Below are 14,012 nucleotides of genomic sequence, written 5' to 3' on the forward strand. Positions count from 1 at the left end.
AAGAGGATACAGAGAGGACTTTACAGGCACTACGATGGTACAATAACAAATGCAGACATAAATGGAGCTGCAAACATCTTAAGGAAAGTATTCCCAAAGGTAAGCCAATGGGATAGGGGTATAGTGGACATGCCCTGTTCTGCAGGCTGCATAGAGCATCCTACAGGTTCATGCCGCCATGCGGCATAACAGAAACCCTTTCCGACGTGGAGTCGGTGAGGTTAGTTCATTCATAGTCTTTCTCTTATTTCCTCTAATTCCTCTATACTGAATTCTATAGGTGCCGCATTGTTAACCTCAATTGTATGCGACTGCTCAAAAGGTATATTTCTTTTCATAGCAAGAAGCGTCATGATAACAGCTCCGTGGGATATTATCAGGAGGTTCTTATCTGAAGAACTGTCGTGCTGACCAAGAATATAATCAAGTGCTTTAAACAGTCTTTCCATAACCATTTGATATGATTCGCCGTCAGGGGTGCAATTATATCTCTTATTTGAAAGCCACAGCTTATGCTCTTCATCATATAAAGAAAGAATCTCATCCCAGGTATGCCCTTCAAACAATCCCAGATTCATTTCTTCCAAGCCTCTAACTATCTCATACCCTGTATGGAAATGTTCATCTATTATCTGCGCAGTCCTAACTGCTCTAGCCTGGTAGCTGGTATATATCTTTTCAAAAGAAATATCTTTTTCCTCAAGGTTTTTGCAAAGCAGCTGTGCTTGCGCTATTCCATTCTCATTCAAAGGAATATCAGTCGTACCTTGAACTTTTCCTAATATATTCCAATCTGTTTGTCCATGTCTCGCAAAATATATCTTCACAATTCCCTCTTTTCATACTCCATGCGAATAAAATCTTTGGCATCCCCAGAAGTTGTAAATCTTTTACAGAGTGGTACACTGCATATTCTAGATGATATCATATATAGATGCAGGAAAAAAAGACTGTGCCCTCTTTTTTAGAAGGCACAGTCTTTTGACACTCACATCTTTTTAATTATTCAGAAGACGATTAATCTCATCAACCATGTCATTGATTGCACTAGCCTGCTGTGCAACATGCTCAGTATTTGTAGCATTATTTCCAGCCATGGTACTGATAGCCACAAACTGCTCGTTCTCACTTCTGATACTCTCTGCGATATTCTGGTTAATCTCAACAGTTTTTTTGATGATTTCTGACTGGCGTTTATGTGCCGCATTCATCTCTTCAATTGCATTAACCGAATCATTCAGCATTGTAGTCATTTCACTTATGTCGCCAAATACTGTCTTAAACTGTTCATTCTGTTCAGCAAGCTTATTGGCATTTATCTCAACCTGTCCTGTAATCTCTTCTACGTTCTTCTGAACTCTTTCAATTATTGCACCAACGTCCTTAAGTGAGCTCTGCGTGTTTTCTGCAAGATTACCAACTTCAGTTGCTACAACAGCAAATCCCTTTCCAGCATCACCCGCTCTTGCGGCCTCAATTGAAGCATTAAGAGCAAGAAGGCTTGTTGATGACGAAATTCCCTGAATAAGTTCAAGCGTTGTTCCAATTTCTTCTACTGCCTTTAGAAGTCTGTCTGCAATATCTGTTGTAACTGCCATAGAATCAGAAACTTCCGAATTTATTCCCTGAAGATCATTTAATGATTTCTCATTTTCTTTTGACTTCTTAAGAAGGTTGTCAGATGTCTTCTCAACAGTCTCAACATTTTCTTCTACAATGCTTGCGCAATCATTAAGCTCTGACAAGTTTGCCATACTCTCATCTGCTTTATTACCAAGAATATTACTGTTTTTAACAAGCTCATCACTTGTTGCTGATAGCTCTTCTGCTGAAGCGCTCTCACTTGATGAGATATCCAAAAGAGTTGTTCCTGCAGTTACCATCTTGGAAGATATTGAACGAACAGCATCCATAACACCTGTAACACGCCTGTTGTTCTCTTCAAGCTCATCCTTTTTGGCAGTAATCAAAAAGTGTGAAACAAAGAATAAGAACATTACAAGGCCGGCTAACGAAAGCACAAGGCCTACAACACACATGATTACATCTGTAATAAAGAGTTCGTCTTTTACTGGCAAAAGAGCTGTGCCTCTGACAAACCATGCAATAAACATAGAAACAATACAAATACTGCCGGTAACGGACAGTAGCTTAATATCCATAAAGAATCCGATAAGTATCAGGAAGAAACATAAAAATCCCCAGAATGTTCTGGTCGGAACCATGTAAATAATGTAGTTCCACTGAAGGATAAGAACAACTGAGCAGAAAATCTTTCCTATTTGAAGTTTTCCATCTTTTAAATATCCATCTTCATCAAATGAAGACTTAAGAATCAGCATTCCTGTAATAAAGAAACACACATCCATGATGCTGAAAATTATTACTGCGATCCAAGGGATAACCTGATAAAAGCCAAGTGTCTTTTCCACTATGAACATTGCTGTAGCAAACATACAGGCCGATACCAGTGCAGTAATACCCCATTTAAAAACCGCAGACAGGTATACTTCAAAAGCAGATTTTTTATTCATTGATAATTACCTCCTGAGATAAATGGTTTATGTTAACCAGATTGCCATAACTATTTTACTAAATTTCGCAAATTCTCATAAGTAAATATCTCTGAAATTATTATTAAAAAACTCTGCGTTGAAATAAATTATTTATTTTACACTTAATTTCACCTTGACTTACATGAAATCCTGCCTCTTGATTACTTTCATGTAAGGCCACTTCATTCCTCTCTTACACACAACTATATATGTCTTCTATTTTCGTGTAATAGCACCAGTTCTATGATACTTAACTTGCTTATATGAATTCACACCTTTCAGCTGTTTTCGTGTAAAGCCTCTACTTCCACTCTTTTATACTTGCTTATATGAAACTACGCCTTACTACCACTTTCGTGTAAGCCGCCTATTTTTTTGGCTTACATGAAATTCTGCATCTAGGTCACTTTCGTACAATGGGCACAGAAATCATCATGCGTGATATATCCATTTATACGAAGAAAGACACATTTTTGAAACTAAATATCCAGTATTTCGGAAAAAAAACTTATTTTAAACTCTGCTTCGTCACACTCCGCGGCAGGGCCTATTCCGACACTGTGAAACCCCGCTGCATTTGCCGCGTTTATACCCGAGATTGCATCTTCTATCACAAGGCACTCCTCGTTTTTAAGCCCAAGAATTCCCGCAGCCTTGATGAACACCTCAGGGTCAGGCTTGGACCTGGAGATCATGTTGCCGTCGCTGATACCGTCAAAGGCATCAGTAAGGGCTGTCCTCTCCAGGATGAACCGGGTATTCTTTGAGGAAGAGCCAATGGCAAGACCATATCCTCTTTCCTTAAGCTCCCTTAAAGTGCTTCTTACCTCCTCAGTGACATCCCCGGGGCCCATATTCTTCAGAAGTTTTCTGTAGATATTGTTCTTTTTTTCCATGAGAGCAGCCTTTTCCTCCGGCCTGTATACAGCTGCTGCCCTCTCAAGTATGATTTCAAGGCTTTCTGCCCTTGAGACTCCACGGAGTCTTTCATTTATCTTTCTGTCAAAATATATCCCCTCATCGTCCGCGATGGATTTCCACGCCTGATAGTGATACTCATCGGTGCTGCAGATGACTCCGTCCAGATCAAAGATTATCCCTTTTATATTCATCTTACCCATCCTTTCTCCCTCTCTTTATATGTAATCCTTTCCGCAGAAGGGATCTATGGGGCTTACTCCCTCAAACTTCGATCTTCCCATGAGTTTTTCAATCACAGCATTGCAGAAGTCTTCATTACCGCTGTAAGCATTGATATAGGTTCCGATCATGGGTGCATCAAAAAGATGATAGGGGTATGCAGTGGAGACCATTATCATCGGTATCTCTTTTGCATGCCAGGGAGCATCATCACCGAGGCCAAAGAGCACATTCCAGTTAAGACGCAGGGTGGTGTTATTGGATGCATTCTCCATGTTGCAGACATAGATATACAGATCGTAATCCTTCTTCATCTCGGAAACGCTTCTGTACATTTCATTCAAAAGAGCCTTCTTCTTGTCCGGGAGGTTTTCAACATCCATGAAATCCATGGGCGTTATCCGCGTTCTCCTGTCCCTTACGGTAACTTCGAACCCTTCCTTCTCAAGCTTTTTCTTCCACATCAGCGCAAAATCGCTGCAGGGATCCATCTCTTTGTCTATAACATTAAGGTATATCCTCTTATACTTACCCGGATTTACAGGCAAAAGAGCCTTCTCATCCCTGACAAGGGTGATGGCCTTATCGGCAACCTCTTTTGCAAAGGCTCTATGCTCACTGCAGCCAACAATGTCTATGGCATCCTCCGGGGGAACAAGTCTTCCTTCCCTCTGCTTTACATGAAGCCCCAGTGAGGCCTTTGTGGCAAGGATGCGAAGAACCGCCTCATCCAGGCGCTCATTTGTAAGAAGACCGCTTTTCAGTCCATCTTTCAAAAAGCCGATGTCCTCGGAAAGATCCTTGTTAAAGAGGATCATATCGCAGCCGCTCATAATTGCCGTAGGGATGGCCCTGCTCCTTGGCATTGCCGAGGTAAAGCCCACCATCGGAGTCGCATCAGTGATGATAAGACCGTTAAAGCCAAGTTTTCCTCTAAGCAGTCCCTGCAGGAGCTCCTTAGAAAGAGAGGCGGGGCGGAGCATCTCCTCTTTTGTGGCATCCTTGTTAATCTCCTTTACATAGGCAGGCTGAGCGATATGTCCAACCATCACGGTCTTTGCTCCCTTGCCTATAAGCGATCCGTAGATATAGCCAAAGCTTTCATCCCACTCCCTGACGCCAAGTGAGTTAACACTTGTAACGATGTGCTGGTCCCTCTCATCTATGCCGTCTCCGGGAAAGTGCTTGATTGATACCGCTACGCCGCATTCATCGGCTCCATCCATGTATCTTGAGGCAAAGGCTTCGATTTTCTTCGGGTCATCTCCGAAGGTCCTTACATTGGTTATGGGATTGTGAAATTCTCTGTTGATATCCACGATAGGGGCAAAGGACCAGTTAAGCCCTAGCGCTGCGCCTTCTTTGCAGGCAACATATCCCATCCGGTATCCGTTTTCCGGATCGTTTGTTGCAGCTACCGCCATTGGTTTTCCAAAACTCGTCCCCTCTAAGGAGAGTCCGTCTCCTCCGGCCTCTGTATTGGCAGCGATAAGAAGAGGAATCCTGGCCATGTCCTGTATCTTCCTGTGGGTGGCTCTCAGTTCTTTTGCCGGGCCGCTTCTGTACATCATTCCTCCCACAGCTGCGCCTTCAACTATGCCCCGAAGAACATTATCGTCATTGGAAAATCCCATGGGGCAGAATACCTGCCCACACTTCTCATCTTCCGTCATTGAGGCAAAGGTATCCTCTACCCACTTTATCGCCTCATCATCAAGGCAGAACGGGTTTGCTTTATAATCAATCTTTATGCTCATTTACGGTTCATCCTTCGTATCATTAAAATAGGTTCTCAGAAAATATGCCGGTCCGCAGCTCCATGCATGGCAATAGCTGTTCACAATGGTCCCACCGTAGGGCGACTCGTTGGGATTTTCCGGATTGTACAGTTCCCAGAAGGTATCGGCGGAATTTGCCACCATTCCTCCCCAGTACTTTGACATTTTCCTGTGAGCCACATCTTTTTTTCCAATTTTAATAAGCGCATCTATGTAGTTATGGTACATGTAGGGAGTCACCATGGTCACTGCTTCAGGGCAGGCCTCCATTCTGTCAAAGAGCCGCTCTGCTGCCTTTCCCTCCATTGCTCCTCCAAGCACCATCCATATCTGCGAGGCAAAAGAAATCTGACTTTCTGCTCCGCTTACATAGAGCTTCTTCTCAACATCATAAAGAAATCTGTTGGAAGCTTCCTTGAGCTTGAGATAAAGCTGCGCATATTCCTCCTCCGCAAGAACGTCTCCGACGCACTGGGCAAGCTCGATAGCCGCCTCAAGAGCATACATGAAGATTCCCTGAGCGGAGGCCTGTTTGTTGAGGGCAAGATTCCAGTCCACAAAACACCAGCCAAGAACATCCGAGTCCCTTACCACATGCCGCTCATCGAGGCTGTTACTTGCCAGCTCAATCTGTCTTTTGCATACATCAAAAAGGTCCAGCACAGCTTTTTTATCCCCGGTCCTTTTGTAGTAATCCCGAAGTATCACAATAAAGAACAGGGAATAGTCAAACATATTCGTGTCATCAACTTCAGGCTTCGGATCAAGGAAGATACAGGCTCCCACCCGTCCGTCTTCCTGGGTCAGAGCCCCGAACAGATAAAGATTTGACTTTACCATGTCATTCATATTGTAGGTGACATAGTTCACCAGAGCCTGAATTCGCAGGTCTCCGATCCAAAGCCTTCTGTCCCTTTTGGGTCCATCCTCAAAGACCGTCTGCATACAGTCATGGAGTGTTTTTACAGCCACCCTGTCAATCTCCCTGTCCAGCTCATTACTGCTGTAGTAGGGCAAAAGAGCTTCATCCGGGGCAGAGGATACTGCTGTGAGGGATGCTTCATTTACCCTTAAGGAGAATCTGGAGCTGATATCAACCACCTCTATCCTCACGTATCTGAAGGAGTATCTCCTGTCCAGTTCCACAACAGACGGCACTATGTCCACATGGATAAGTTCCTCCTCAATCCAGGCCGGTGAGACCCAGCCCTTATATTCTGAGGCATCCTCAAAAAGCTCGATCTCTCTTTCCGCAAAACGGATCCTCAGAAGTACCGGAGAGTCAGGATGAGCCCCTTCATAGCCAAGGTCCAGGGACAGGTACCCCACATAGTGGTCCTCAAAATCCAGGATGATGGAGTCGTCTTTTTTCAGTGCGATAGACTCATATGCCGGACGGGGATCTCTTTTTATGACATCCCCATCCTTCTTTAAGTCAATACACTTGCATTCGTTTATCTTGTTTTTCTTTATTTCAGGGAAAAGAGCTGTCGCTTCCCGTAATAATTTTTCGTTATACATGTGCAAATATTCTCTTGATCAAATGATTATTGTTTAAATAGATTAAGAAGATCACCAGCAGTACTGCGTTTATGATCGACTGAGTTGTGGCATTTATCCGGTTTGAGAAAACCGCAAAGGTGGAATTCAGAAGGGACATACACAGGGCAGAGAGCAGAAAGCCCACCTTCTCGTTTCCGAACCTTCCGATATAGCCTGCAATGAACATCGGAAGGAAGGCCGTGAACATAATGGCTATACTTCCGAAATTCAGCTGTCCTCCGTTTATAGTGGTATTTCTTGCGGCATTCAGCATACCCACAAGTCCCATAAGGCCGCCGCAGATCGTGTAACAGATAAGGGCGTTTTTAACCTCATTGATACCGGTGGCTACAGCTACCTTCTGCCCTGACTTAAGGGCGTTGTAATCATAGCCGAAGGAGGTCCGCTCAAAGACAATGATCATAAAGATAAGAACCGCCGCAATGATAACAGCTGCGTAAAACCAGGTTCCAACAAAGCCTGACATGGATCTGTTCTGAACCTCACTCATAAGGTATTTGCCGCCTGTTATGGTATACATTATTCCCTCGTATACCAGGGTCACACCAAGAGAGACGATAATGGGCGGAAGCCTCAAAGCGCAGTACACAGCTCCCGATATAAGTCCCAACAGTGCTCCCGCAAGAACCGTTATTATCAGCATAAGAAGTGCAGAACCAGAGCCCCCTTTAAGAAAACCATATGTGATCTTCGCACCTATCACAGATGAAAGTCCTGCCATTGCCCCCAGGGAAAAATCAAATCTTCCGCTGTTTAAGTTTATGGAGAGCGCCATGGTGGTGATCATAACGATGGCTGTATACACCACAAAGTTATCAAAGCTCTTTGCTCCCGATATGATGGTCTGCCCGTTTGCAAGACAGATTCCTTCCAATACCACTGCCACAGCCGCAGGGATTGCCAATGTCTTTAAAATCTTCTTAAGGGTGCTCATGAACTGCCTCCATTCATCACTTACTCTCGATAAGTGCCTTTACATCATCATAGGTAACATCCTGACCGATAATGCCATCAAGACTTGCCTTGTCAAAAATAGGTGTATCACCGTTGTCGTTTACATAGTACTGGTCAAAGGATTCTGCATCTGTTGCCACAAGATAGCCCTGAGTAAAGGAAACCGCATTTCCTTCGGGATCTCTTATAACATTTCCGTTAATCGCATCCATTACCAGCGCAAATACAGGTCCGATGGAAGAAGAGTACTTGCCTGCAAGATACTCAAGAGAGCCGTTCTTCAATGATTCGCTGTTCATGGCTGTAAAGGAGTCGATATCGGAGAAAGGGATGTTCTCCTGGCTAAGTGTCTGAGCAAAGAAAGTTGTTGCCATTCCCACTGAGATAAATGCCTCAGGAGCTTTCTGGATTGCTGCATTGAGCTCATCGGTGGTTGTGTCGCCATATCCCTGGAGGTAAGCTACCACTTCAACATCTCCCGAAACCTTTGTAAGATCAACACCCTGATCCTGGAATATCTGTCCGATCATACCGTTCATATCATCTGTTCCGCCGTAGGTATCACCAAGTCCGGCGATCACACCTGCTGCACGGTATACGTGCATGGGGTTGGGGATAAACGCTCCATAGATGGCAACGCTCTTTACTCCCTTATCCTTAAAGTACTTTCCCATCTCCTTGCCGGCTTCAAACTCTGTCTCGTTTGAAGGTCCAACCTGGCCGACAAAATGCTCATAAGTCTTGTAGGTCTCATACTGACTCTCATCAAGCACGCCGGATGCAACCGCATAGTATATGCCATACTCTTCACAGGTCTCGATCTGCTGAGCTCTGTCACTGCTGGAGAGCGAGATAACGGCGTCATATCCCTTTGATGCAAACTTCTCGATGGCAGCTTTCTCATCCTCAGCACTGGCAAGAGCATCTGTATAATCAAAGGTTACGTTATAGTTGTTCTGAATATATTTCTCGTAGTAGTTTCTGAATCCAAGTGCCTCCTCGCCGCTGACGTCGGCCACAAGAACACCGATCTTACGAGTTTCACCCTGATCCGCGGAAGCTTCACTTACAACCGCATTATCAGTGCTGTTATCTGTTGTGTCTGAAACCGCAGCAGGTGCACTGTTACCGCATCCTGTCATTACGGTCATGGCTGCTGCCATGGCAAGCCCGAGTACCTTTGTTACTTTCCTGTTCATAATCTTTCCTCCGTTTTTTCTAAAGTTCTTTACCTTGGCAACAGTGCGGTTTTGTAATTCATTCCCGTGATATATACCACTATCAGGAAGAAAACTGCGCTGATCACCTGTGTTATTCCGTATGCTGCACTGGAATCAATCACTATCTCCAGAATGTCGTTCAGCAGCATATATGAGAAGCCTCCAACCAGTGCGGCGTATATCCTGGATCTTGCGCCTCCCGATATTGGCATTCCTCCGAATACTATAGCTATAAAGATATTCATTCCTATACTTGAAGCCGTTGTCGTAGTGACCGAAGGGGTATACACAAGGGTAAGGAATGCTCCGAGTCCTATACCGATACCCGCCATAACAAAAGCCAGTATCGTGTATTTGTCGGCTTTGATGCCTGTAAGATATGCACAGAGGGGATTTCCTCCCACGAACTTCATCCTTCTTCCCACCTTTGTGAACTCAAATACAAAGACTGAGACTGCAAAGAACAGCAAAAGAGTTGCTATCTTGAAGGGCATATTGTCAAAGGGCTTTACTACGCTGCTGGGAATGCTTATCCCACCCAGCGCTCCTCCGTTTACCGTAATTATCTGCGCAGATACAGCTGACAGTACGGACATCATCGCGACCGTGGTTACAAAGGCCGGTATGTGGAAGATTGAGGCCAGCACCGAATTGAGCAGCGAACACACAATTCCCGTAAGCAGTATCACCGCCATCATCAGCGCTATATTCTCTGTTCTGTTGTAGACCATTACTCCGAGAGTTGCCGAAAACAGTGTGGAAGCGCCAAGGCTGATATCAAAGGTTCCAAGGGTATAGATGAAAGTTGCTCCCGTTGCTACGATTGCCAGAACCAGCGCCTCATTGAACACAATCTTCAGATACATATCAAGTCTGTAACCCTTTGCATTAACCACTGTGCAGAAAACAAGAAAGAGCACCGCCAGCGCCGCCATGGGCAAAAGAGCTATGATATTCTGCCTGTTTATGATTTTCTTTATATTCATTTCTTTTGCCTCCTAGATCATGCATCCTATGATGTCGCTCTCGGACAGATCTTTACTCCGCTGAAATTCTCCTGTTATTTCACCGTTCTTCATGATAAGAACCCTGTCGCTCATCCCGATGAGTTCAGGAAGCTCTTCACTTATCATGAGAATGGCCTTCCCTTCGCTCTTAAGCTGTGACATAAGCTGATACATTGCCTGCTTGACACCGATGTCCACACCTCTCGTGGGGCAATCCAGTATCAGGATCCTACTGTCGCAACCTATCCATTTTCCAAAGACTACCTTTTGCTTGTTGCCGCCGGAGAGCTGTGCTACTGCCTGATCTCTTCCCGAACATTTGATCCTCAAGGCATCTATCTGCGCGTCTACATATTTTCTTTCCGCGGACCTGGTTATAAGTCCCGCCCCGGATTTGAATATGTTCATTCCCGCAATCGCGATATTGTCCTTGATGCTGGCCTCAAGGCACAGGGATTTTCTGTCTCTGTCCTTGGATACATATCCTATCTTGTCAGTCATTGCGTTGTGGGGAGACTTTATCTGCCGCCCTTTCGGGGATATGACTGCGCCGCTCTCGGGTTTAAGCGCTCCAAACATAGCCTCTCCAAGTTCATGCATTCCGCAGTCCGCAAGTCCTCCAATTCCCAGGATCTCTCCGCAGTGAAGTGTCAGGGACACGTCCTTAAGTTTGTCCTTAAAGCACAGATTCTTTACCACAATGGCTTCTTCATCAAGGAAGCTGCAGCTAAAGTCCGGTCTGTAGTAATCGCCCTCTATCTCTCTTCCTATCATGCTGGTCCTTATAAGTTCTTCATCAAATTCCTCTTTAGCGAAAGTTCTTATAAGATTCCCGTCCCTTAGGACTGTCAGGGTGTCGCAGACCTCCATTATTTCCTCCAGATCATGGGAGATAAAAAGTACTGAACCGCCCTCTTTTTTCATCTTTTTCATGATGCCGTACATGATCTGTCTTCCGTCATGAGATAGTGCCGTGCTGGTTTCATCTATCACCAGGATCTTCGGCTTTTTAAGTATGACCTTGGCGATTTCCACCAGCTTCCTGTCCTGGAAGGAAAGGCTGTCCATCATATTCTTTCCGGAAATGGAGGTTATTCCTATATTGGAAAGGGCTCTGTCCGCTTCCTCGAAGAGTCTTTTTCTATCCACAAGGAGGCCCTTTTTAAACTTCTTCATCTCTGCCAGAAATATATTCTCCGCAACGGTGATCCCCGTTATTGTTCCACTCTCCTGAACCACCATTCCTATACCTTTATTCAAAGCATCGATCATGCTCTCGGGTTCCCAGGCGTTTCCTTCATAAGACATCTGCCCCGAGGTTGCTTTCTGCATTCCCGCCGCTATGGATGATATGGTAGATTTTCCAGAACCGTTCTCACCTATGAGACCTCTTATCTCACCGGGGTAAACCTCAAGGTCTACTCCGGTGAGAGCAGTCACACTTCCGAATTTTTTTGTTATGTTTTTCATTTCCAGAATCGGAGTATTCATAACCAATGAATCCTTTCTGTCTGAGGTATTGCTTGTTTATGGATTCATTATATTGAGCAAACGACTTTTACATAATTCACATAATCGCTCAATTATATTGACTTATTATGATGAAAATCTATTATTTCTGATACTAAAATGAACTATTTTGACATTTACCTCTGTTAGGGGTATTATTTACCTGTTTTAACCGGACGTTCATTAAAGATAATAAGGAAATTAAAGATATGGATCACACAGCGGTAAAGCAGCACATATACGACATTACCGAAACTGAGAAATTTTACAGAGACTACTATCTTGCCGGAAAGGACAAAGACAGTCTGAGGGCTTTTCTTGATGGTCTTGATATGAAGCTTGTTCTTGACAGACACCTTCTGATTACCGAAAAGCCCGAGACAATCCCCGAGGTATTCGAAGATTCCTTCTTTTTCGACCTGTCAAATAATGACAGTATAGTGGTACAGAAGCACGAGAGATATTCACCGGCCATCGAGCACAGTCATACCTTTTTTGAGCTGAGCTATGTCTATGACGGCAAGTGTTCCCAGACCATCTCCGGAAGGAACATCGAGATGCGTACGGGAGATTTCTGTGTTATTCCTCCCGGAATCAAACACTCCATCAGCGTGTTTGACGACACCATAGTCATAAACATAATGCTCAGAAGGGATACTTTACATTCCATGTTCTATTCCTTCCTGAACACCCCGAATATACTCAGTTCTTTTTTCCTGAATAATATATATGCCAAGAAGGCCAACGACTACATCATGTTCCACACAGGCTCCGATGAGGGCATAGCCACTTCCTTTATCTGGATGCTGACAGAATCCCTCAACAGACAGGAGTACCATTACCAGGCCATTACAAATACCCTGCTTCTTGATTTTTATCTGATAATAAGGAACTACTCGGAATCCGTTCAGATGCCGCTGTTTGACAGCCGCATAGATGTACAGCGATATGCCCTTATCCAGTATATTCAGGAGAATTACAAGGAGGTAACTCTCTCGGACCTCTCCGAGAAATTCCATTATTCCAACGAGTACACCTCAAGACTGATAAAAGAGCTTACGGGAATGACCTACACCGAAATCCTCAGGACCGTGCGAATAGAGCGAAGTCAGGATCTTCTTGCAAACTCCACCATGAGTGTTGCCACCATAGCTGAAGCTGTGGGATATGACACCACGGAGCACTATATCCGTCAGTTTAAAAAGCACACAAAAATGACTCCTTCCGCTTATCGAAAGGAGTCTGCATCCAGTAGGAACAGGTAAAAGACCTTACAGGAACTTCTCCGGCAATGTAACGCCAAAGTCTTTTGCCAGCCCTGCTGCCATCGTATCCGTATAATACACTTTAGAGGCCTTTTTAACTGCAAGGCTTACATGAAATCCTGCCTCTTGATTACTTTCATGTAAGGCCGCCTCAATCCTCTCTTACACACAACTATATATGTCTTCTATTTTCGTGTAAGAGCACCAGTTCTATGATACTTAACTTGCTTATATGAATTCACGCCTTTCAGCTATTTTCGTGTAAAGCCTCCACTTCCACTCTTTTATACTTGCTTATATGAACCTACGCCTAACTACCACTTTCGTGTAAGCCGCCTAATTTTTTGGCTTACATGAAATCCTGCATCTAGGTCACTTTCGTACAATGGGCACAGAAATTCCATCTCTGAATACCATGCTGATTCTCTCATTTCACCATTTAAGAAAATTATTTTTGCCACAACATCATCTTCATTCGTATATATAAACAGATAAGAAAAACAACCATTTCACTTTACGTGGCTTATGCTTCACGAGCGGTAGAAATAGTTGTTAAGTGGTAAAAAAATAGCATCCACAGCAAAGGTGACGACGTTTCACCAGAGCCCAGGGATGCTATTTTTTTATTCTGATATATTTCAACCTCACAATGCTCTGGCATACCCAATTTCCGTATATACCACTCCATGCCTCCCCTGCTCAGACTTCATGAGAGAAATGCCATTGACTCTCATAGCGTCACTTTCCTGAAACTCTGGCAAAAAAGCTTTGCCCTTAGTGCAGTCTGCTCTCCGGATCAGCGTCACATGCGGCATGAACTTCTTTCTGTCAAAAGAAATCTCTTCTTCCAAAAGAGCTTTCCTAAGCCTTTTCACATACTCTTTCAAGCTCTCATTTTCTTCAAACTCAGCAAAAAACATATCTCTGAAAGGCCTGTACCCACTCAGCCTTACAGAAAAAGACCTAAGCGGCACCTTTTGCATAACCTCCACCACCTGCTCAGGATCGTCATACTCCCCAA

At 44.2% G+C, this 14,012-nt stretch carries 11 protein-coding genes and 1 pseudogene; 2 read left to right on the forward strand and 10 right to left on the reverse strand.

All coding sequences use genetic code 11. The features are described 5' to 3' along the window. Window positions 1-189, forward strand: a pseudogene (locus G631_RS21230) (RNA-guided endonuclease InsQ/TnpB family protein); the annotation flags it as partial. A 41-nt stretch (window positions 190-230) separates the two neighbouring features. Here the strand turns inward: G631_RS21230 and G631_RS0115580 are convergent. From G631_RS0115580 to G631_RS0115620, 9 genes are all read right to left on the reverse strand, one after another. Beyond that, complete coding sequence (locus G631_RS0115580; RefSeq protein WP_026490229.1) at window positions 231-827, reverse strand: histidine phosphatase family protein; 597 nt, start codon at window positions 825-827, stop codon at window positions 231-233. A gap of 171 nt (window positions 828-998) precedes the next feature. Then, window positions 999-2,534, reverse strand: a complete 1,536-nt coding sequence (locus tag G631_RS0115585) for a methyl-accepting chemotaxis protein (RefSeq protein WP_026490230.1) — start codon at window positions 2,532-2,534, stop codon at window positions 999-1,001. A 500-nt stretch (window positions 2,535-3,034) separates the two neighbouring features. Further along, complete coding sequence (gene pgmB / locus G631_RS0115590) at window positions 3,035-3,676, reverse strand: beta-phosphoglucomutase (RefSeq protein ID WP_330365726.1); 642 nt, start codon at window positions 3,674-3,676, stop codon at window positions 3,035-3,037. Between the two features lie 15 nt (window positions 3,677-3,691). Then, entirely contained in the window at window positions 3,692-5,452 is a 1,761-nt protein-coding gene (locus G631_RS0115595; RefSeq protein WP_026490232.1) for a glycoside hydrolase family 3 protein, read from the reverse strand. Continuing rightward, window positions 5,453-6,994: an alpha-L-rhamnosidase-related protein gene (locus G631_RS0115600; protein ID WP_051197320.1), complete on the reverse strand. Its 1,542-nt coding sequence runs from the start codon at window positions 6,992-6,994 to the stop codon at window positions 5,453-5,455. Further along, window positions 6,987-7,970, reverse strand: a complete 984-nt coding sequence (locus G631_RS0115605) for an ABC transporter permease (RefSeq protein ID WP_022759387.1) — start codon at window positions 7,968-7,970, stop codon at window positions 6,987-6,989. Before G631_RS0115605 ends, G631_RS0115600 begins: the two co-directional genes overlap by 8 nt. A 16-nt stretch (window positions 7,971-7,986) precedes the next feature. After that, complete coding sequence (locus G631_RS0115610; protein ID WP_026490234.1) at window positions 7,987-9,189, reverse strand: substrate-binding domain-containing protein; 1,203 nt, start codon at window positions 9,187-9,189, stop codon at window positions 7,987-7,989. Between the two features lie 29 nt (window positions 9,190-9,218). Then, entirely contained in the window at window positions 9,219-10,196 is a 978-nt protein-coding gene (locus G631_RS0115615; protein WP_022759385.1) for an ABC transporter permease, read from the reverse strand. 12 nt (window positions 10,197-10,208) lie between these two features. Beyond that, on the reverse strand, window positions 10,209-11,708 hold the full coding sequence (locus G631_RS0115620; RefSeq protein WP_035789918.1) for a sugar ABC transporter ATP-binding protein: 1,500 nt from the start codon (window positions 11,706-11,708) through the stop codon (window positions 10,209-10,211). Between the two features lie 227 nt (window positions 11,709-11,935). On the opposite strand from G631_RS0115620, the gene G631_RS0115625 reads away from it, so the two are divergent. Next, window positions 11,936-12,991: an AraC family transcriptional regulator gene (locus G631_RS0115625; RefSeq protein ID WP_026490236.1), complete on the forward strand. Its 1,056-nt coding sequence runs from the start codon at window positions 11,936-11,938 to the stop codon at window positions 12,989-12,991. A 644-nt stretch (window positions 12,992-13,635) separates the two neighbouring features. Here the strand turns inward: G631_RS0115625 and G631_RS0115630 are convergent. Continuing rightward, on the reverse strand, window positions 13,636-14,012 hold a 377-nt coding region (locus G631_RS0115630; protein WP_026490237.1), incomplete at its 5' end, for a 2'-5' RNA ligase family protein.

Origin of the sequence: Butyrivibrio sp. XBB1001, assembly GCF_000424505.1 — a bacterium.
Lineage (GTDB): Bacteria > Bacillota > Clostridia > Lachnospirales > Lachnospiraceae > Butyrivibrio.